Here is a 21942-nt window from a genome sequence, read left to right on the forward strand (position 1 = left end):
TACTCAACGTTACATAAAGTAGTATTTGATATTGAGTAAGTTACTTACCTTCAAAAAGGAAAAGACCTAATAATTAGTTTTCATTATAAGAAAGGCGCGCCAAAAACCTTCCTGTTTTGGTTTATATCCTAGTTGCCCCTTTCTCGCAATTCGAGAAGAAGAGATCAAATAAAACTAAATTTATCTTATGCATTAGAAAAAGTGATTGCACTAATTACATCTCGATGGTCTTCGGGATGGCGGGGATTTTTAAAGGATTTTACTCTCGGCAATTGTAGAGAATCATACCAATCCCAATTGAATCAGAAGTAAATATGAAGGTGCCACGCGTTTTGGAGTGTTTTGTTATTAGTTATAGTACAGAATTAATTAAAAGAATAGGATATAAATCTTAGCATGCGACGTTAAGAATATTTAGACTAAATTGAGTTATGAAATCGAACCAAGGAGTAAGACAAAGTAAATGGTTAATAGCGAGTTTATGCTGAAATTCAAAAATTCAGTATTTAACAAAAAAAGTATTAAACCGAAATTTATAAACTTCTATTCTCGCTACTAACCATTCGCAAAACGTTTACAGCGCTAAGTAACCTATAAGCAATTTATAATTGCATCGCTGAACTCCATTTATTTCGTAGTGATCATAATTAGCTTGAAATGGAGGTTCTACTTCACTATCCTTCTTGGAATAGCAGAAGGAAGTCTACTTAGCATTTCATTATTCAGAAGCTGAGTCACTTGTGAAAATGAACTGATATTGATGGTACTATTTTTTTGACGACCGACCAAAACCACCTCATCTCCTACCTGCACGTCCGGGATGTTTGACACATCTACCATAAAAAGATTCATATTGATTAATCCTACAATCTGTACTTTCTTTCCTTTAATTAGTACATGACCACTATTAGATTGCGCACGTGGATACCCATTACAATAACCTAAAGGCATCACGGCTACTTTCATATCCTGGGAAGCTTGATAGCTAGTTCCGTATCCAATAAATTCTCCTGCATCCACATCACGAACATCCATTACATCTGTTTTCCATGTAAATATCCGCTTTAAAGCTCCATCTGACTGTTTACCGATTTCCTGCAAATGCGAATAATAAATATCAGGACTCGGCCAAAAACCGTATTGAGCCACACCAATTCTTACCATATCATACACCGTATCCTTATAAGCCAATGCTGCCGCTGAACATGCGATATGACGAAGCTCAGGCATAATCATTTTTTGTTTGCATTGCTTTAGAAAGTTTTTATACCGTTCATGCTGACTCTTGATTTTAAACTGATTCGAAAAGTTCTCAGCACCACCAAAATGTGTACACAATCCTTTGAAAGAAATTTCTTCGGAATGCTTTTTTAGAAAGTTTAAAGTGGGTAAAAAATGCTTTTTAGAAAGTCCTGTTCTATTGGCTCCGGTTTCAACTTCAATATGAACTTTGGCCTGTTTCCCTATTTTCTTCGCAGACTCTAAAACTAAAGGAAGGCGTTCATAATTAAAAACATAAAACTCTATCTCATTTTTTATAGCCCAATCAATGTCTTCATCATAGAGAATCCCCATAATCATAACATCACTACCGGTTGATTTTGCCTCAAGTACTTCCTCCGCCTCAAAGGCAGATGCTGTTGCAAAATGATTTACGCCTGCTTTTTCCGCCATCTTTACAAATTCGCGAATTCCATGACCATAGGCATTCGCCTTTACCACAGAAGATACTTTTACGCCCTCTCCTACTTTCTTTTTTATAAAGTTTATATTATTCGTAAGCGAGGATTGACTTAACTCTATTCTCGACGAATGTCTTACCATAATTTCGTTTGTTGATTCCATGTATATGATTTACCCCAACTACCTCTAGCCAACTTCTCTACCTTTTCAATTTCCTCCACAGGCACCTCGTTTAACCTGTTTTTCACATCCAAAGAGCTGTAGTGAAAGGCATAAACTCTTGCCGCAAATTGATGAAAAGGCAAGGAAGATTCGCCTTGCTTTTCACCTTTACCGTGAACGGAAGGCAAAATACCTTGGCCCCAATCCTGTCTACCCTCATTGTTGGGATTTAAGAAATATGCACGCATCTCTCCCGATGGACTTTTTTCGACTCTCAAAAGTGAAACAGCATGAAAGCCGATCATATCGCCTTTATTGCTTGTGATGAATATCCCTACAGGATTAGGATACACTAAATGCCGATTCCCATTAAAATCAGGATGAAAAGACGCAAAGAATATCCTTTGATATCCTGGAAAATCCATAATAGAATTACTCATATAATCATAACATGAAGCAAAATCGACCTGAATCCAATGACCATACATCGCTGGATTGACCCATTTATGCGGATCTTCCAATCTCCCCGCAGAAATCCTCATCATCTCGTTATAAATTTTATCTAGATGAGGAACTAGTACCACTGATACGACATCTAAATTATAATCCAATTGATCGAGCAGGCCTTTTACTAAGTTGTTTGAAACCAAGTTTTGGTTTTCAAACCGCATGATCAAATTGTTCTGGGTTGAAACAGTTATGATCATATCGATCAGCTTAGCCGGTGAATGCTGGCTCCACATACTGATTCCTCGAGCCGACTGGCAGGTTGGATTATGCCCTTGGCCGATTCCGAGTGGCTGTCCCAAAACCTTGATTGTTCCGCCTATCAGGTACTGCAAAGCCGTGATATCAGCATCAGGTTCAGTCAAGGATTTCAAAATCCTTTTCTCCACCTGAGAATTAATCTTAATTCTCCGAAGGTTCTCTAAGCCAACTCGCACTGCTCTTCTGGAAAATAAATTCTTTCCTAACATTCTTGCCAATCCGTAAATACATTGGCAATTATCCCAGCTTGCAGTTTCCAAAATCAGGGAGGATACTAACTCATGATATTTTTCCCACTCAGCAATCCCTCGATCATTAAGATCAAGACAAATAGGAACAAGATTAGGATTGACTTTTAAAATATGTCTTAATAAGAGCGCATGATAGCCACTGACTAGACCTGTAGCATTCATAAGCTCACCCATTTCATGGGCTTCAGAAGCAAGAGTCGTTTCATCAGCACTTCCCAAAAACTCCAGATAGGATTCCTTGTTTTCATTCTCTCTAACCCCTCTGGAAGGAGTGTAGAGGGCATTAATGAAAACACGTATCATCTTGTCCTTTTTAGCTTCCCCCGAAGTATCAAACCTACGCTTAACCAGGCTGATTAACTCTCTTGCTTTTTGGGTTCGAATTGGTCTTTGTTCACAAATCAACCGCACTTCTTCTACAAGTTTTTCGTAAACTCCATTCAAGTCTATTTCAGACATGATAAAGCCAAAAAGATTGTATGCTTTTTTTAATTCCCGATCGGGCATACGGAGTCTGGTCTCTTCACTGGGTTCACGTAAAGCAAATTCCAAATTGTGGACAATCACTTCTTCCAGGAATTTTTGAGCGTCTTTGGCAGAAATGCCTTCATAAGAATCTTCTCCCTTTGCTATCCGCAGCATTCGAAGTTCAGAAAGTGTCTCAAAACTTGAAGAAGGATGCCCATAATTAAGAGTTCCTTTCACTAGGTATGGTACTAATTTGTCTGGATCACTCCATGAAGTATCCTTAAAAAATCCCCCACGATCAAGTTCTACGCTTTTACTATATAAAAAAGCAAGACCAGATCTGGTCAAGCTTAGTATATCGATATGACTGGCCAATTTTGTAGCCTTGCCTTTTTTAGTCAGCGGTCCAGAGTCAATAAACTCCTGGAAACTTTGATCGAAATTATTAAATACCTTATCGATAGTTAATCCCATTTAATATCTTAAAATTTTAGACGTAAAATTCTTCTTCTTCGTAATGCTTCAATAATTCAGTCATACGATCTGGGTCCTCACCTTTGAAGTTTATTGTACCAAAGTGATTACCAAACCCATCGCGATCAGCACTTAGCTTTTGGCCTTCATAAGGAGCTATCAATGTGTGCTCAACAAAGTATGGTTCATTATTGAGGGATTCAGGAATTTCCAATTTTGAGAATTGGCGCTTGTGAGGATAAATCATCACATTTCCATGATAATTTTTTGGTCTAAAGTCCTTCTCAGGAAAGATTTCATCCAGTTCTTCTTCCGTGATATTTGGATCATGGCAAATCACAAATGCAGCCAAGGCATCAAATTCATAGGACTTCGAACAAAGCTCTAAAATATGTCCTCCTGGAATTCTGCATGCAGTTTCTCCGAAATTCAGTTCATCATTTTCGGTCAAGAACCACTCCGGATGTACCATACCGTATTCAATTCCAAAGATGTCTACCATCTTTTGAACTTCTTTGTGGATTAAATCACGCTTTGATTCAAGATATTTTCCTTCCGGAATAAAGTTAGAATAACCCAACTTGACATATTCTGTAATATTCAGGAATCGGATTTTACCTTTATTAATGAAGGCTTCACAAGAAAACTCCCGACCAGACAAGTGACTCTCTGCCAAACATGGGAAATCACTATCCTCACATTTTTCATCAATTTCATCCATTGAGCGTAACAATCGATGTCCTACGGTACCTGCAGAAGCAAATGGTTTAATATGAACCCAGCTATCTTCCTCTCCATCAAGTTGGAGATTAGCTTGATTGAGACGTTTCATAAAGGCTTTTACCCCTTCTTTATTGTAAACTTCTTCAAATAATCCGACACGTAATCCGCCTATAAGCGCTTTACGCTTCATCATGGCTTTATTTCTAAATAGGAAAGCTCTATTAAGTACGCGTGGATCTCCTCTGTAAATAGAATTCAAAGCTCCTGCCCACTCAACTGTTTCTTCATAAAGCGGAACTGCAACGTCTGCATCAAATGCTTTTAGCTTTTCATACAAATCAATTGAATTGGAAGTATCACTCCACTCATCTAATTGATAAGAAACAAAAGGAATATCATTTTCATTAGCATAGGGTTCAAAATCTGAAAATGAAACGACCACGAAAGGTCTTCCAGTTTTTTGCATACTTTCAATGACAGGCAAACTCCAGCCTATAAGTGCGAAACATTTAGCCATTATTAAATCTTGGTTTAGGGTTAAAAATTTATAAATCTGATGCCTCGAACAACACGGGAAGTGTCAGAGAGAAATAGACAGAACTGTCAAATAGATCATGGCATCCACTACTACAAGAGGACTGATCGGAAGATCGTTCCATAAATTTTCAATCCCCTTGATGAGTACAGTTGATTCTTCGAATAATTAAAGAGAAGGGGGTTTTTACCGGATTTTGAGCTTTTGCTTCAGAGGGTTTAACTTTATGCTGTCCACTCAGCAAAGCTTAAAAATAATCGATAGGTCAAGATGAATTAATCAAAAATTAATCTCTTGTACTGAGCGCATTGATTGGATTTAGAGACCGAAAATGGTACTAAACCTTAAAAGAGAATAGGCTGATTTTTTAATTATTTAATTTCTTTCCACCTATTCTTTAACGCTTCCAAGGATTGGTTCAAAATATCTATTGCTTGAATAGTTTGAGTAGTAGGCTGCACATCTGCCGCTTGAATCAAATCCATCATAAAAAGGAATTTTTCCTGCAAGCCGACCAATGTCTCTTGATTTGGATCTGTTTGACGAATGCTCCCATACATCGTATCAGGATTCCCTACGCTTCCATTTCCTCGAAACTTACTTTGCGACTCGGATGGGTTGCTCAGTCTATCTATTTCCTCCACCATATCCTGTAATTCGTGATACCCATCGTAGCAAGCTTTACTCAGATTTGTCTGCAACTCTAAGGCTCTTTCTGTAATAGTGACCCGTGGATCCATTTTTATTGTTAATGGTCTTTCGGAAGACTTTCCATCCACTGTCAATCGAACCCGATAAGTTCCAGGTTGAACAAATGGACCTCGAGGTCCACTCGGCGTATTTTTGTATACTGCTGAAATAGAAAACTCTCTTTTCGATCCTCTTGGAGGCTCAAGCCTTAAGTCCCAGACAAATCGATGATGTCCAAGATCAGTTCCTAACCTTTGCTGGGGTCTGATCCAATAAGTTGGATGTGGCAAGGCAGTAGAATCAATGTACTCGGGCTCATCCTCACTTGAATAGGTTCTGATAGCATTTCCCTCACTGTCCAGTATTTCCAATAGCACCTTGTTCGCATTCTTGTTTAACTGATAATCCAAAATTGCACCATCAGGTGGGTTTTGGCCTGCGGGTTCTTCGGGAGGTAGTGGCGTATCCAAAAACATATTCCATCTGACACGATAAGTGTCTGAAGGTGAAAATAAGAAAGCTTCAGTTTTAGAAGAGTTTGCAAGTTCTCTAAGAGGTGAGATATTATCTAAAATCCAAGCAGACCTACCATGTGTGCCAACCACTAAATCATCTTCATGAATCACCAAATCCCGAATTGAGGTTGCAGGCATATTATTACGAAGTGATTGCCAGTTTTCACCATCATCTATTGAAAAGTAAACTTCACGTTCAGTCCCTGCATAGAGTAATCCTTTCTGCTTGGGATCTTCTCGTACCACATTCACTGGTCCATTTGGATTCAATCCTTTTGTAATCAAATCCCATGTCTTCCCTCCATCTCTTGTTCGATAGATATAAGGAGTCATATCATCTTTGCGAATAGCATTGATAGCAATATATGCGGTTTGCTTATCAAAATGACTTGCATCAATTTGTGAAACTTTATCCCAAGTGCTCATCTCAGGTGGAGTTACTTCAATCCAATCTTTCCCCCCATTATTAGTCACATGCACACGACCGTCATCCGTACCTGTCCAAATAGTTTGAACATCCAAAGGTGAAGGACCTACAGAATAGATCACTCCCCTTCTGTTCATTGTTTCCATTTCCTTGGTTTTATATCGACCCACACTGGATGGCACTTCCGGTTGTTCATATGTCAAATCGGGACTAATAATTTCCCAACTTTGTCCTCCATTCAATGTTTTCCATAACACGTTTGTACCAAATAGCAGCATATTGTCATCTGCTGGGTGAAAAAGCAAAGGCATTGTTCTAACAAACCGATAATCCCCGGAACGTAATGCTTCGGGTGCGACATTGCTTGATTGACCAGTTTTCTTATTGAATCGCATGATACGACCACCATAAATGATATCTGGATTTTTCGGATCTGGTGCTACGTAAGCATATTCATCTGCTCCCACTCCCATAAATTCTCTAAAACTTATCTGTCCCCCATTACCACGGCTTGCAATCCCTATCGCTCCACTTTCTTGCTGGCCCCCATAGACCCAATAAGGAAAAGCGTTATCGGTAGTAACATGATATAATTGTGTAGTGGGTTGATTATACCAAGAGCTCCAAGTACGTCCGGCATTTACTGTAATAACTGCACCTTGATCAGCAACAAAAAGCATAATGTCAGGATTGAATGGATTAATCCAAATACGATGATAATCATCCCCTCCAGGTGCTCCTTTTAGCGAAGACCAAGTCTTACCCCCATCTGCAGAGGTGTAGGAAGCTATATTAGCGACATAAATACGGTCTGGATTTTTAGGATGGATTTTTATCTCGGCAAAGTCCCCTCCTCTTCCCCATAGTCGTCGATCTTCATGAATCAATGTCCAGCTTTCACCAGCATCTGTACTTTTATAAATTCCTCCATTCTGTCTGGCATCAACCGTAGCAAACATAAGATTGGAATTACTTGGAGCTATCCCAACTCCTATTCTACCTAAGCCTTTTTCGGCGCTTGGAAGTCCTTTTGTAATCTTGCGCCAATTCTCTCCTCCGTCTGTACTTTTATATAATCCACTGTTCGGACCGGAAAATGCCGCATTCTCCCAAGGCCCTTCCTGATGTTCCCACATATGAGCAAAAAGTATATCTGGGTTATTAGGGTCAAATTCTACCTGAATCGCACCTGTATTATCATTTATATAGAGTACTTTCTTCCAAGTCTTCCCTCCATCAATTGTTTTAAAAACACCTCTTTGCTCATTGGCTCCATAAGGATGCCCTAAACCGGCTACAAATACTACATCAGGATTTGAGGGATGAACGATAAGCCTTCCAACTTGCTGAATATCTTTTAAGCCGACATGATCCCAGGTTCTCCCTCCATTGATACTTTTAAAGATCCCATCTCCCACTCCCAAATCCGGTCTATGTAGGCCTTCCCCACTTCCGACATAAATGATATCAGGATTAGACAAAGCCACAGCAATATCCCCAACCGAACCAGTAGGTGCTTCATCAAAAATAGGATTCCAGGTTCTTCCATAATCGTCTGTTTTCCAAACACCTCCATTATTCACCCCCATAAAAAACACGTTGGGTTGATCAGGAATACCCACTCCACCCACAGTTCTACTCGCCCTAAAAGGTCCTATCATCCTATAATCAAGGTCCTGATAAGCTGAAGAGGGAATCTGCTGCGAGTAAAGTGAGCTAAATAAAAATAGGCAGAAAAGGGAAAGTAAAACCCTGAGATTAGATTGATCGGACATAGTGCTGGAAAACGGTTTACCGAGTTTACTTATAATGCCATTCAAAACCAATATTATGTACTCTTTATCATTTATAAAGCAACTTCATATTTGATAATGAATACCGACTTGGAGTTGTCATAATTCTTTTTGTAACTATGTCCATGAGTATTTTGGTCCTATTTTGTATCTTAACACACCAATAAAAAACTTTTTTACCTACTATTTATTCTACAAACATGCATCTACTAAAACAGTCCTTCTACTTCATTATTTTTATCTTTTTTAATTACAGTTTGGCATTAGGGCAAGCGAAAAATGATAATTCTAATTTAGTGCATCATTTATATGAATTCTCAAAAACATCATCGGTAACTGGAAGAGAGGAACAAGCCTCCACCTATATTCAATCATTATTTCCAAATGCCGAATTAAAGAAAGATAAATTAGGAAATCTTGTACTGACAATTGGGTCTGGTCTCCCGAGAAAACTGCTTACAGCACCTCTTGATGAACCTGGATATGTTATCAGCCAGATTCAAGATGATGGGTATTTAAAGATCAATCCGATTGGTTATGGACATATAGGAAGTCTCTATCATCAATTTTTGCAAGGCCATGAAGTACAAATAAATACCGAAAAAGGACCTATTATTGCTGTTTCCACAGTTCGATCTACTCACTATGAGGGACTGAGAGCCATTCCTGAAAGAGTAAAAGCTCCTTTCTCTTGGCATGAAGTTTTTATTGATGTTGGTGAAGCAAATGCTGCAGCAGTCGGACAAAAAAACATTCATCTTTTAGACCCGATCACCCTCAATAAAAAACCTCAAATTATTAATGGTTCTTCGATTGCTGCCCCCTCAATGAAATCAAAAGCTGCTGCAATTGCGTTGGCGGCATTTGCAAAAAGCATTACCGAAAAAGACATAGATGGTACCCTTGTGATTGCATGGGCAACCTTAGAATTAATCAATGGAAAAGGAATCGAAACAGTGATAAACGAGTTTGGTCCCTTTGATGAAATACATCGATTTAATCGTTTTTTAGAATATGAAAAAACAGATCATCAGACATTATTGTCCAATGGGAAATCAATTGATAATGGTGAGAATTACTTGAATGTTAAACCTTCTTCTCCATTTAGAAACCCCACCTCCACGGTTGATTTCGAAAACCAAAATATTTTCGAAGTTGGATTACCAAGTCTTTATTCTGACACCCCAGTAGAATTAGTAGCTTTTTCTGATTTTCAAAATCTTATTAATCATTGGTTTGATGTAATCGGTGAAGACAAAAAACATGTTGACTTACCTATGGCAGAAACCACAACTTCAAACCCATCCTATACTAATTTCGATAAGGAACACGAACTAATTTCTGAGTTAATTGGTCAATATGGAGTGAGCTCAAATGAAGTAAAAGTGAGGGAACTTATTTTAAATAAATTGCCAGATTGGGCAAAACCAACTGTGGATTCTCAAGGAAATATAAGACTTACTTTTGGGCAAGGAGCCGATCATGTCGTTTTCGTAGCCCATATGGATGAAACGGGATATGTGGTAGACTCAATTCGTGATGATGGTAAATTAATTTTAGATAGCAAAGGGGGAATGCTTCCTTGGTTATGGGAGGCACAACCAGCTTTGATTCATTTGGAAGAAAGCTCTATTCAAGGAGTATTTGAACCTCGATCTGATTACAAGTCTTCATCTAGCAGAACGCTTTCCAATTCTTTCATGGTTTACGCAGGATTCAATTCAAAAAGTGAAGCACTTGATGCGGGAATAAAAGTTGGAGTTTCAACAGTGACTATGCCAAAAGAAATGATTCGTCTCAGCCAAAACAGAGCTACGGCGAGAGGTTTCGACGACCGTGTTGGCTGTGCCGCATTACTGATGAGTTTGAATGATTTAGATCCAGAACAAGTGAAAAATAAAATAACTTTTGTTTGGTCTGTGGGAGAAGAAACAGGATTAATAGGTTCTGCCTATGCTGCGAAAAGCCTACAAGATGCCAAATTGGTATTTCCTATTGACACCTATGTTTCTTCAGATGACCCATACACCGATGAAACATTTGCAAATAGTCCTTTAGGAAACGGAGCTGTTATCAGGGTATTGGAAAGTATAAATTTCATCAGTAGAGAAAATTTAAAGGAGATTCAAAAACTTGCAGAAAAAAATAACATCAAAGTTCAATATGGCATGACTGCAGGAGGCACAGATGGCCAAGCTTTTCTTGGCTATGGCATACCTTCTATTCCATTATCTTGGCCTGGAAGATACTCCCATTCCCCAGTAGAAATCATGGATTATCGGGATATGAAAAACCTCGTTTCCATGATTAAAGCTATAATCCAGGAAAATTAGGATGGACCTAAAATACGATTCAACATTTCTTCCCGAAAAAAGAAAATCGAGTTAATCTGTAAAACCAAACATGTAAAGCTCTAATCAAAGAATCTTTTAAGAAACTATTTATCAAAAGATTCAAGTTGAATTAGAGCATTAGACAATTTTTCCAGAAAGGCTGCTTCTAAATAGTTTGGATTAATAGGCTGTCCAACCACCGTCAGCAGTGATCACTTCACCATTTATAAAAGAAGAATCATCAGAGGCTAGAAAAAGCGCAACTTTGGCAATTTCATCAGATTCACCCATTCGAGGCATAGAACCCGCGCCCGAACTGCATAACTCTGCACCTTCTTTATCCGGTTCCGCATTTTTCATAATATTGGTATTGACACCTCCCGGGGCTATAACATTACTTCGAATTCCCTTTTTAGCATACATGAATCCAATATTTCTACTCATCCCCACCAAGGCATGCTTAGAGGTAGTATAAGCTAAACCTGCTCTTGCACCATGGGTTCCGCCTACAGAAGAAATATGGATCATCACTCCTTTTTCTTGCTTTAGCATCTGTCCGATTGCTTCTCTTGCTGCATAAAAAGGCCCATTAATGTTTACTCCCATCACTTTAGTCCAAAGTTCATCCGTTACCTTTTCAAGGGGCATAAAATTGTCCATGATTCCTGCATTATTAACAAGGATATCTATAGAGTGAAATTCTAAAAGAGCTGCATGCATCATCTTTTTGACTTGAGCCTCATTAGAAACATCACATTTCAATCCGATAGCATGCCCTCCTTCCATTCGTATCATTTCAGCAACATCCATAGCATCATCGGGATCTAGATCTACTGCCACCACTTTTGCCCCATTCAATGCAAAAAGTCTGGCTATTGCTTTTCCCATTCCCGATGCTGCCCCAGTTACTATTGCTGTTTTGTTTTCGAGCTTCTTCATTTGACTATTATTTATTTTGGGTTTCAGCTTCAATCATATTTTCTATGCCTTTGAGTAAAGCATCTGCATTAAAGGAAATACTGTCGATTCCCTGAGCTATCAAAAATTTCGCGAATGCAGGGTTATCACTGGGAGCTTGTCCACAGAGCCCTATTTTCTTTCCGCTTGATTTGGCAGTATGAATTACTTCCGAAATCATCCACTCAACAGCTGGGTTACTCTCATCAAATAGCTCGCTTAATACTTCCGAATCCCGATCTACACCGAGCGTTAGTTGCGTCAGATCATTTGATCCAATGGAAAATCCATCAAAAATCTCGGCAAATTCCTTCGCCAAGATTATGTTAGAAGGAATTTCCGCCATCACGTAGATTTCCAAGCCATTTTCCCCTTGCTTTAGCCCTTCTTCTTTGAGAATTTCAACAACCTTTTTCCCCTCTTCAGGCGTTCTGCAAAAAGGAATCATCACCTTTAGATTTTCCAACCCCATATCATCTCGAACTCTTTTGACTGCCTCGCATTCCAAAGCAAAACCCTCCCGATAGCGCTCGTGGTAATACCGCGAAGCACCTCGGAATCCTAACATTGGATTTTCTTCATCCAATTCAAATTGATGACCACCGAGTAAATTAGCGTATTCATTTGACTTAAAATCACTCATTCTCAGAATCACATCTTTTGGATAAAAAGCCGCTGAAATAGTTGCGATAGCCTGTGAAAGCTTGTCTACAAAATATTCTTTCTTGTCTGAATACCCCTTGCAAAGATCTGCTATCTGCGTTTTTTCCTCCTGATTCTCAAGTTGGTCAAAATGGACTAAAGCCATTGGGTGAATTCGAATACTGCTATTCACTACAAACTCCATCCGCATCAGCCCTACACCTTGATTAGGAAAAAAGGAAAGATTAAATGCTTTATCTGGATCTGCCAGAATAAACATGGGCTTGGTCTTAGGAAGCTTCAAACCATGGAAATCATGCTCAGTAGTCTTCCATTCCAGCTTACCTTCATAAACTTTCCCCATTTTCCCGGAGGAATTATCAATCGTTACCACATCCCCATTTTTGAGAATTTCCAATGCGCCCTCTGCCCCCACGATGGCCAATGCGCCGACTTCCCTAGCCACAATAGCCGCATGACTGGTTCGCCCTCCTTTTGTAGTAATGATCGCTCCGGCTTTTTTCATCACGGGATCCCAATCCGGATTAGTAATCTCGGTCACCAGAATATCTCCTTCTTCCAGAAGGTCTGCTTCGGAAGGAGACATAATGATTTTTACTTTCCCTGAGGTAATTCCCCCTCCGATGGCATAACCCGTACTGAGTAGTTTACCTTTTCCAGTCAAAGCATATTCCTTCAGGAGATAAGGATCCTTATCTGCATGAATGGTTTCCGGTCTGGCTTGAACTATAAAAAGTTCATCGGTAACTCCATCTTTAGCCCATTCAATGTCCATGGGAAGTTTATAATGCTTCTCAATCTCCACAGACCATTTTCCCAAAGTCTCCACTTCCTCATCGCTTAGCACAAGGGCTTTTTGTTTATCCATCGGAGTATCCAAGTTGACCACTCCTCCAGAATCCGAGTACACCATAGTTTTGGTCTTCGAACCTGCCTTTTTGGAAATAACAGCTCTTTTCCCCTTTTCCAGACTTGGCTTAAACACTAAAAATTCATCTGGTATAACTGCTCCCTGGACTATATTTTCACCCAATCCCCAACAGCCGGTCACCAAAACAGAATCAGCAAAACCGGATTCAGGATCGATGGAAAAACATACCCCGCTACTCGCTTTGTCTGCTCTTACCATCAACTGCACGCCAACAGAAAGGGCTATTTCATGTTTGTCAAATCCTTTGTCATGACGGTATTTAATCGCCCGACCATTGTACATGGAGGCAAAACAGGCACGTACCGCTTTCAATAAAGCCTCTGTGCCATTAATATTTAAAAAAGACTCATGCAGACCTGCAAAACTCGCTCCTGGAAGATCCTCTGCGGTAGCACTACTTCTTACCGCCACATCTGGAGCAGCTCGGTCTTTCCCTCCTATAGATTGATAAGATCGGATGATTTCTTTTGCTAGTTTTTCAGGTATTTCACCTGCTAAAATGAGAGATTTGATACCATCTGACACTTCACGAAGATTAGAAAATTCTTTTAGATCAAGGCTTGCCAATTGATCCTGAATGGCTTGCTTAAGTTGATTCTCATCTATAAAAAGGCGAAAACCTGTGGAAGTCACTGCAAACCCATCAGGTATGCGAATACCCAAGGGAGTGAGTTTTTGGTACATTTCTCCCAAAGAGGCATTCTTACCACCCACCTTTGGGACATCCTCTATTCCAATTTCACCAAATGAAATTACCAGATTATCCATATTGTTTTTGATTTTTCTAGATTTTAAGAATAGCCCAATTTAAGCAGTCCGCATTGCTTTACTTATGATTCATTTAGGTTAAAAAAATGATATAAATCAGTAAATAAATCCTCCTATTTTGAGACTTTCAAGAAGTAAGAAATGACTTATTATTTTGTTATTTAAAAAATTAAAATCCCAAAACTCATGATCTACTCTTGTAAAGCCAGTTCTACCTCAAAAGAAAAAGCTACCATATCAATCAAAAAATCAGAAATCGAGTTTGGTATTAGCGCAGATAAAGGCGATCTGCTATCCAGCCCGGCAGAACTATTTTTAGGATCTATTTCAGCATGCATCTTGAAAAATGTAGAACGCCTTTCCTCAATAATGAATTTTGAATACAAGAAAGCAGAGATTGAAGTAAAAGGAACACGGCTTGAAAAACCTCCTAGAATGGACGAGATAAAGTATGAATTACTTATTTACACAAAGTCACCAACAATAAACGTTCATCTACTTCAAATGAATATTGAAAAATTTGGGACCATTGTAAATACAGTTAAAAAATCATGCTTGATTCAAGGTGAAGTCAAAATAATTGAAACATGATAAAACTTTATATACTTAAACTGGAATAAAAGGTATTTAATATCAAAATAATGAAATTTATCAAAATATTATTTTTCGTATCCTTATTTTTTGTTTTTGAAGCAAATGCTCAAAAACCTACGTTCAAAGTTATGGCTTGGAATATTTTACATGGAGCAAATGATATTGAAAATGGAAAGGAAAATGCGATAAATATTATAAAAGAAATAGATCCTGACGTGATTTTAATGGTGGAGACTTATGGTTCAGGTTTATCAATAGCAGAATCTTTAGGATATAATTTTCACCTTATAGCTTCAGAAGGTACAGCTTTAGATGATAAGGATATAAATCTCTCCATATTCTCAAAATATCCTTTTGGGGATAGAATAGACACAGATTACCCTTTCTATTTGGGTGGAATAGAAATATTGATTGATAATAAAAAATATCGATTCTTTTCTAATTGGTTTCACTATTTACCTTGGGAAGATGAGCCCGAAAAAATGGGAAAATCAAGTGAAGAGTTGTTAGCATGGGAAAGAACCGGGAAAAAGTATGAGATGATTCAAAATATACTCCCCTATTTGGAAAAATATGGGAAAGAAACGGATTCCATACCATTAATTTTTGGAGGAGATATGAACTCTCCTTCGCACTTAGATTGGGGCAATAGAACAAAAAAATTACATAATGGCCTGGTAGTTCCATGGTATGCAACAAAAGTTCTGGAAGATATGGGACTGATTGATTCTTATCGAAAAATAAATCCGGATCCTATAGCATCTCCCGGAATAACCTGGCATACAAAAGGGAAAAATGATGCACACAGAATAGATTATATTTTTTATAAAGGAAAATCTATTCGACCTATAAAGTCTGATTCATATAAAGCTTTTCTTGGTGAAAACTTTTCTATAAATAACAAAAATTTTAAATATCCTTCAGATCATGGGTTCGTGGTAACAACATTTGAAATTTTGTAAAAAAATTATTTTAACTATACAAAAAGAGATTCTTTTTAAATTATTATTAATGCAACATAAAATTGAATTGAAACCATCGGTTGAAATTAAATTTCTAAATATCGATTGTAATTTATATTAAAATCTAAATATCTATTTTAAACATATATTATTTAAGCATGATTTATTTAGTGGAAACAACAGTCGATTAATTTACATTATTATTAATAGGAAGTACCGCTGAACATGTTTTAGTTTGATTTTCAATATTTTTTTGTTATAATATTCTTTTTGCAAACTGATAATCAGCGCTTGTAAAATTACAATTACAAGTTTCACCAACCACAATAAAATCACCAAATAAAAGTAAAATGAAATTGATAAAAGCGTTTTTTAATACCAAGTTCAATTTACTATTCCTAACACTTCTTTTAATGATCAGTTGCTCTCAAGAGCAGGAAATTAAAAGTGAAAAAGATAAAGCGAATCCCATAAAAAGAGACCTGGAACAAATAAAAAAAACGGGGACCTTAAGAGCGTTAACAATTTATAGTAGCACCACTTATTTTCTTTACAAAGGCCGTCCGATGGGGTATGAGTATGAATTGCTGGAAAGGTTTGCGGACTATTTAGAAGTAGAATTAGAGTTGGTTGTTGTCAAAAATATGGATGACTTGTTCGAAAAACTCAATGCAGGAGAAGGGGATATTGCCGCACATGGATTGACGATCACCTCCGAAAGAAAAGAAGAGGTGGCTTTTACAGATTATTTATACTTGACCAAGCAAGTTTTGGTTCAAAAGAAACCAGATAACTGGCGGACCATGCATTGGAACAAATTGGAAAATTCCCTAATTCAAGATCCTATGGAACTTTTGGGAGACACGGTTGCTGTTCGTAAAAAGTCTTCCTACAAAGAAAGAATCGCTAATCTATCAGAAGAGCTCGGGGGAATAATTCATGTCAAAGAACTTCCTGGTGAACTGGCAACCGACAAGATTATAAAAAAAGTTGTAGAAGGAGAAATTGAATATACAGTTGCAGATGCTAATATCGCTAGTGTTATGGCCTCTTATTATCCTATTTTAGACATTGGAGTACCTATAAGTTTTTCACAAAGGATAAGTTGGGCTACACGTAAAAATTCACCAGACCTATTAGAAGCCACTAATAATTGGTTAGAGGAAATTAAAAAGAAGGTGGATTACAATGTTATTTACAACAAGTATTTTAAGAATAAAAAGAATTTCAAAAGACGCGTCAAAAGTGACTTTTACAGTTTAAACAATGAGGAAATAAGTCCTTATGATAATTTAATAAAGAAGCATTCCAAAAAGTTAGATTGGGACTGGAGATTTGTTACTTCGTTAGTCTACCAAGAATCAAAATTTAATCCTACAAACAGTTCTTGGGCAAACGCTCAAGGGTTAATGCAACTAATGCCAGCAACTGCCAAAGAACTAGGAGTAACAAATAGAGCTGATCCCGAACAAAGTATAAAAGGTGGTTTAACTTATTTAAAACAAATAAGGGAGAACTTTCAAAACGTTCCCGACTCAGTCCAAAGAATTAAATTTACACTTGCCGCCTATAATTGTGGACTCTACCATGTCATCGATGCACAAAGGCTTGCAGAAAAACGAGGTTTAAATGCGCAGCTTTGGGATGAGAATGTAGAGGAAATGATTCTGGAATTAAGTTCCCCAAAAAATTATAATGACCCAGTAGTAAAATATGGCTATGTAAGAGGAATAGAACCTTACAATTACGTCGATCAGATTTTTGAAAGATATCAACATTATACCCAGTTTATAGAGGTCTAGGGATTAAGCAATCGCAAGAGCAATCTTTTATCCAAATCAATTGTAGATATTACAATCTTCTTCTACCCCCTTCCGAGCAATTTTCTTACCTTTGCAGCTTCCTGAGTTTTTCTAATCAACCCATTTCCAAATGGCCACAAAAAAAATAAAATCTGCTCTTATTTCTGTCTTTTACAAAGACAATCTTGAACCTATCATTGCCCTTCTTAAAAAGCATGGTGTCACTATTTATTCCACAGGTGGCACACAGAAATTTATTGAAGAACAAGGAGCAGCAGTTGTTCCTGTTGAAGAATTAACCAGCTACCCTTCCATCTTCGGAGGAAGAGTGAAGACTTTACACCCAAAGATTTTTGGAGGAATTCTTTATAGGAGAGATAATGAGGGAGATCTTTCCCAAGCAGCGGAGTTTGATATTCCAGCTATTGATTTGGTGATTGTGGATTTGTATCCTTTTGAAGAAACGGTAGATTCCGGAGCTTCTGAAGCGGATATTATTGAAAAGATTGACATTGGTGGTATTTCATTGATCAGAGCTGCTGCAAAGAATTTCAAGGATGTAACGATCATTGCCTCTAAGGATCAATACAAAGAATTGGAGCAGAAACTCTCTGACCAGGATGGCGGAACAACCATCGAAGACCGTCGCTATTTTGCCGCACATTCCTTTCAGGTTTCTTCTAATTACGACACGCATATTTTCAATTACTTCAATCAGACTGAAAATATACCTGCTTTGAAAGTATCTGAAACCAAAGCAAAAGCACTTCGATATGGGGAAAACCCTCATCAGGGCGCACATTTTTACGGAGATATGGATGCGCTTTTTGATCAATTAAACGGAAAAGAACTTTCATACAACAACTTGGTAGATGTAGACGCTGCCGTGAATTTGATCGCTGAGTTTAAAGGTGAGACCGCTTTCGCGATTTTGAAACATACAAATGCCTGTGGTGTTGCTTTGGCACCGACCGTGAAACAAGCCTATCAAAAGGCTTTTGAAGCGGATACCATTTCTGCATTTGGAGGTGTTTTGGTCACCAATCAAACAGTAGATAAAGATGCCGCAGAAGAGATGCATTCGCTTTTTTTCGAGGTCTTAATCGCTCCGGATTTTACCCCTGAAGCTTTAGATGTACTGACTAAAAAGAAAAATAGAATTTTGCTTCGTCAGAAGATAAATCTTCCTGGAACCAAAATGATGAAAACACTTTTGAATGGAGTAATCGAGCAGGACAAGGATTTGGCTACTGAAACAAAGGCGGATTTCAAAGTAGTTACGCAAGAAGCTCCAACAGAAAAAGAGATGGAGGCGATGGTTTTTGCAGCTAAAATCTGTAAGCATACCAAATCCAACACCATTATTTTAAGTAATGATAATCAATTGTTTTCTTCAGGAGTAGGACAGACTTCCCGCGTAGATGCCTTGAAGCAAGCTATCACAAAAGCGCATGAGTTTGGATTTGACCTAAAGGGTGCTGTCATGGCATCCGATGCATTCTTCCCCTTCCCTGATTGTGTGGAAATTGCAGGAAAAGCAGGAATCACTGCGGTTGTACAGCCAGGTGGTTCTATCAAAGATCAGTTGAGCATTGACTATTGTGATCAGCATGGGATGTCTATGGTGATGACAGGAGTAAGACACTTCAAACATTGATTTATGATCCTTTGTGGTTTTACCAACCCCAAAGATTTTACTTTCCTATTAAATTCTTTCAGGATTTTAAGCCTAAAAGGATGGATCTCAAGACCTTCTGATTTGAATTCGGAAGGTCTTTTTCTTTCAATAAGAAAAGAATATTTAGATAAGCTATTCTAGAGATTTCCAGATTTACGATAGAACTTACCCAAATTCATTTAATCCTTCATTTCCCCGGTCGAAACTGCTATTTTGCAAGTCTAATCCAAACCGTTTGGCCCGAATCACGTAACCCAATCATTATCGGATTCAAATTCGTACTTTTGCAGACTTATGAAATCGCATCAATTAAAGCTATACAACACTCTTTCCCGCAAGAAAGAGAACTTCCAAGCAATTAACCCTCCTTTTGTAGGATTGTACGTCTGCGGACCGACCGTTTACGGTGACGCCCATTTAGGACATGCAAGACCAGCAGTGACTTTTGATACGGTCAATCGCTACCTTACCCACCTTGGCTACCGCGTCAGATATGTCAGAAATATCACGGACGTAGGTCACTTGCAAGGAGATGCGGATGAAGGTGAAGATAAAATTGCCAAAAAAGCAAAACTCGAGCAGTTGGAACCGATGGAAATTGCACAGCAATATACGGACTCCTACCACCGGGACATGGCTCTTTTGAATACCTGGAAACCGAATATCGAACCTAGGGCAACTGGTCATATTCCTGAGCAAATTGCGTTGGTTGAAGCTATTCTGAAAGAAGGTTTGGCCTATGAGGTCAAGGGGTCTGTGTATTTCGATACTTTGAAATACAATGAGATCACTCCATACGGAAGACTTTCCGGAAGAGTGATTGACGAATTGATGAGCGGAAGCCGAGACCTAGACGGTCAAAGCGAAAAGCGTAATCCTGTAGATTTTGCTTTGTGGAAAAATGCTGCTCCTGAGCACCTCATGAAATGGGATTCACCTTGGGGAATGGGATTTCCGGGTTGGCATCTGGAGTGTACTGCAATGAGTTCGAAATATCTTGGAACTACCTTTGACATTCATGGAGGTGGTATGGATTTAATGTTCCCACATCATGAATGTGAAATAGCACAAGGAAACGCCTGCAATCATAAGGATCCGGTCAACTACTGGATGCACAATAATATGATCACCATCAACGGACAGAAGATGGGCAAATCTTTGGGCAATTTTATTACGCTTCAAGAATTATTTAATGGGAATCATCAGTTGTTAGAGCAGGCTTATAGCCCGATGACGATTCGTTATTTCATACTGACGGCTCATTACCGCTCTACTTTGGATTTCTCCAATGAAGCACTAAAAGCTGCGCAGAAAGGATATAAAAAACTGATCAACGGCCTGAGAATTGCAAAAATGTTGGAATATCAAGCTGCTGACGCCGAAGTGGACAAAAAGCAAGTCGAACAAATCGAAAACAGCATCTCCAATGCCTATAGGGCGATGGATGACGATTTCAATACGGCTCAGGCAATTGGGCATTTGTTCAACTTATTGAAAAAAATCAACTCCATGTACACAGGACAGCTACAAGCAGCAGTTCTTGGCGAAGAGACATTCAATAAATTAATCAGCACCTTTATCACTTTTGTAGTAGATATCCTGGGGTTGATTGAAGAGAAATCAGATAGTCAGAATAAAATGATCAATCTCTTATTAACTCTTTATACAGAAGCTAAAACAGCAAGGGATTATGACAAAGTGGATGAAATCAGAGCGGGTTTGAAAGACCTTGGTTTTGTGGTGAAAGACATGAAAGACAAAATTGACTGGGCGTATGAAGAATAAATTATGGCTCTTCGGTATCTTTTTTTTAGTATGGGCTTGTAGTGCCCCTGAAAAAAAAACCGAGACTGTAGCAGAGGTCCCGGTAAAACCTTACCCAAGCTTTTCTCCGGACTCCGCCTATGCCTATATTCAAAAGCAAGTTGATTTTGGACCAAGAGTTCCAATGACTCCTGCCCATCAGGAGACAAAGGAATGGATTATCGCAAAGTTTGAGAGTTTTGGCTTAAATGTAAGCACTCAGGATTTTGAGGCTAAAACGTACGATAACTTAACTTGGAATCTAACCAATATCATTGCATCCTATAAACCCGAGGCGACAAAACGTATTATGCTATCTGCTCATTGGGATACCAGAAGATTTGCAGACAAGGATTCTCAGGATATGGATCAGCCTATAGATGGCGCTAATGATGGAGCTAGTGGTGTAGGGGTTTTATTAGAAATTGCAAGAACGATTACTTCACAACAATTAGAACCAGAGGTAGGAATAGATTTTATTCTTTTTGATGGGGAAGATGACGGAGAATTAGAAAATGGCCCGAGATTAAATAATGGAAAAATCTGGTGGTGTTTAGGTTCCCAATACTGGTCTTTAAATAAACATGTCCCAAACTACAGTGCTTATTATGGGATTTTACTTGACATGGTTGGAGCCAAAGGGGCACACTTCTATTATGAAGGATATTCTCGCCAATATGCCGCAGGAATTCTAAGGAAAGTTTGGGAGAACGCTGCCAAGATTGGTCACAGCGATTTTTTCGTAATGAGAGAAGCAGCAGAAATTTTAGATGATCATGCCTTTGTAAATGAAAACGCAGGTATTCCTATGATCGATATTTTGGACTTTTCTCCTGATTACGGGTTTGGGCATTACCATCATACCCATAGTGATAATATGGAATTGATTGATAAAAGAACCTTGCAAGCTGTAGGAGAAACCGTTTTATTTACGGTTTATCAAGAGTAATCTAGTAACCAAG

At 38.4% G+C, this 21942-nt stretch carries 13 protein-coding genes; 7 read left to right on the forward strand and 6 right to left on the reverse strand.

Annotated elements, in window-relative coordinates; genetic code table 11:
- Window positions 1-666: 666 nt before the first annotated feature.
- The 4 genes from alr to AAGF08_RS17870 all read right to left on the reverse strand — a co-directional run bounded on the left by alr (window position 667) and on the right by AAGF08_RS17870 (window position 8471).
- Entirely contained in the window at window positions 667-1845 is a 1179-nt protein-coding gene (alr, locus tag AAGF08_RS17855) for an alanine racemase (protein WP_343512726.1), read from the reverse strand.
- Window positions 1818-3806, reverse strand: a complete 1989-nt coding sequence (locus tag AAGF08_RS17860; RefSeq protein WP_343512727.1) for a hypothetical protein — start codon at window positions 3804-3806, stop codon at window positions 1818-1820. Before AAGF08_RS17860 ends, alr begins: the two co-directional genes overlap by 28 nt.
- Before the next feature lie 16 nt (window positions 3807-3822).
- Complete coding sequence (locus AAGF08_RS17865; protein ID WP_343512728.1) at window positions 3823-5046, reverse strand: carboxylate--amine ligase; 1224 nt, start codon at window positions 5044-5046, stop codon at window positions 3823-3825.
- Between the two features lie 389 nt (window positions 5047-5435).
- Window positions 5436-8471 carry a glycoside hydrolase gene (locus tag AAGF08_RS17870; RefSeq protein WP_343512729.1) on the reverse strand — a complete coding sequence of 1012 codons (3036 nt, stop codon included), beginning with the start codon at window positions 8469-8471 and terminating at the stop codon, window positions 5436-5438.
- Between the two features lie 218 nt (window positions 8472-8689).
- Between AAGF08_RS17870 and AAGF08_RS17875 the strand changes: the two genes are divergently transcribed.
- Window positions 8690-10822 carry a M20/M25/M40 family metallo-hydrolase gene (locus tag AAGF08_RS17875; RefSeq protein WP_343512730.1) on the forward strand — a complete coding sequence of 711 codons (2133 nt, stop codon included), beginning with the start codon at window positions 8690-8692 and terminating at the stop codon, window positions 10820-10822.
- A gap of 180 nt (window positions 10823-11002) precedes the next feature.
- Here AAGF08_RS17875 and AAGF08_RS17880 read toward each other — a convergent pair whose 3' ends face one another.
- Both AAGF08_RS17880 and ppsA read right to left on the reverse strand, forming a co-directional pair.
- A complete protein-coding gene (locus AAGF08_RS17880; protein WP_343512731.1) occupies window positions 11003-11761 on the reverse strand; it encodes a glucose 1-dehydrogenase in 759 nt (252 codons plus the stop codon).
- Between the two features lie 7 nt (window positions 11762-11768).
- The gene (gene ppsA / locus AAGF08_RS17885) at window positions 11769-14141 is read right to left on the reverse strand and encodes a phosphoenolpyruvate synthase (protein WP_343512732.1); all 2373 of its coding nucleotides are present in this window, start codon (window positions 14139-14141) and stop codon (window positions 11769-11771) included.
- A gap of 186 nt (window positions 14142-14327) precedes the next feature.
- Between ppsA and AAGF08_RS17890 the strand changes: the two genes are divergently transcribed.
- The 6 genes from AAGF08_RS17890 (at window position 14328) to AAGF08_RS17915 (ending at window position 21929) form a co-directional block, all read left to right on the forward strand.
- Entirely contained in the window at window positions 14328-14732 is a 405-nt protein-coding gene (locus AAGF08_RS17890) for an OsmC family protein (RefSeq protein ID WP_343512733.1), read from the forward strand.
- A 50-nt stretch (window positions 14733-14782) separates the two neighbouring features.
- Window positions 14783-15697, forward strand: a complete 915-nt coding sequence (locus tag AAGF08_RS17895) for an endonuclease/exonuclease/phosphatase family protein (RefSeq protein ID WP_343512734.1) — start codon at window positions 14783-14785, stop codon at window positions 15695-15697.
- A 350-nt stretch (window positions 15698-16047) separates the two neighbouring features.
- Entirely contained in the window at window positions 16048-17499 is a 1452-nt protein-coding gene (locus AAGF08_RS17900; RefSeq protein WP_343512735.1) for a transporter substrate-binding domain-containing protein, read from the forward strand.
- 130 nt (window positions 17500-17629) lie between these two features.
- Window positions 17630-19156: a bifunctional phosphoribosylaminoimidazolecarboxamide formyltransferase/IMP cyclohydrolase gene (gene purH / locus AAGF08_RS17905; RefSeq protein ID WP_343512736.1), complete on the forward strand. Its 1527-nt coding sequence runs from the start codon at window positions 17630-17632 to the stop codon at window positions 19154-19156.
- Between the two features lie 315 nt (window positions 19157-19471).
- Window positions 19472-20962 (forward strand): cysteine--tRNA ligase, encoded by a 1491-nt coding sequence (gene cysS, locus AAGF08_RS17910; protein ID WP_343512737.1) that lies wholly within the window; start codon window positions 19472-19474, stop codon window positions 20960-20962.
- On the forward strand, window positions 20952-21929 hold the full coding sequence (locus AAGF08_RS17915; RefSeq protein ID WP_343512739.1) for a M28 family peptidase: 978 nt from the start codon (window positions 20952-20954) through the stop codon (window positions 21927-21929). The genes cysS and AAGF08_RS17915 overlap by 11 nt, the downstream gene beginning before the upstream one ends.
- Window positions 21930-21942 lie beyond the last annotated feature (13 nt).

It is taken from the genome of Algoriphagus sp. SE2 (assembly GCF_039563885.1).
Classification (GTDB): Bacteria; Bacteroidota; Bacteroidia; order Cytophagales; family Cyclobacteriaceae; genus Algoriphagus.

Coding starts and splice junctions, on each gene's coding strand:
- alr (WP_343512726.1), bottom strand. CDS start 1,845: ATGGAATCAACAAACGAAATTATGGTAAGACATTCGTCGAGAATAGAG.
- AAGF08_RS17860 (WP_343512727.1), bottom strand. CDS start 3,806: ATGGGATTAACTATCGATAAGGTATTTAATAATTTCGATCAAAGTTTC.
- AAGF08_RS17865 (WP_343512728.1), bottom strand. CDS start 5,046: ATGGCTAAATGTTTCGCACTTATAGGCTGGAGTTTGCCTGTCATTGAA.
- AAGF08_RS17870 (WP_343512729.1), bottom strand. CDS start 8,471: ATGTCCGATCAATCTAATCTCAGGGTTTTACTTTCCCTTTTCTGCCTA.
- AAGF08_RS17875 (WP_343512730.1), top strand. CDS start 8,690: ATGCATCTACTAAAACAGTCCTTCTACTTCATTATTTTTATCTTTTTT.
- AAGF08_RS17880 (WP_343512731.1), bottom strand. CDS start 11,761: ATGAAGAAGCTCGAAAACAAAACAGCAATAGTAACTGGGGCAGCATCG.
- ppsA (WP_343512732.1), bottom strand. CDS start 14,141: ATGGATAATCTGGTAATTTCATTTGGTGAAATTGGAATAGAGGATGTC.
- AAGF08_RS17890 (WP_343512733.1), top strand. CDS start 14,328: ATGATCTACTCTTGTAAAGCCAGTTCTACCTCAAAAGAAAAAGCTACC.
- AAGF08_RS17895 (WP_343512734.1), top strand. CDS start 14,783: ATGAAATTTATCAAAATATTATTTTTCGTATCCTTATTTTTTGTTTTT.
- AAGF08_RS17900 (WP_343512735.1), top strand. CDS start 16,048: ATGAAATTGATAAAAGCGTTTTTTAATACCAAGTTCAATTTACTATTC.
- purH (WP_343512736.1), top strand. CDS start 17,630: ATGGCCACAAAAAAAATAAAATCTGCTCTTATTTCTGTCTTTTACAAA.
- cysS (WP_343512737.1), top strand. CDS start 19,472: ATGAAATCGCATCAATTAAAGCTATACAACACTCTTTCCCGCAAGAAA.
- AAGF08_RS17915 (WP_343512739.1), top strand. CDS start 20,952: ATGAAGAATAAATTATGGCTCTTCGGTATCTTTTTTTTAGTATGGGCT.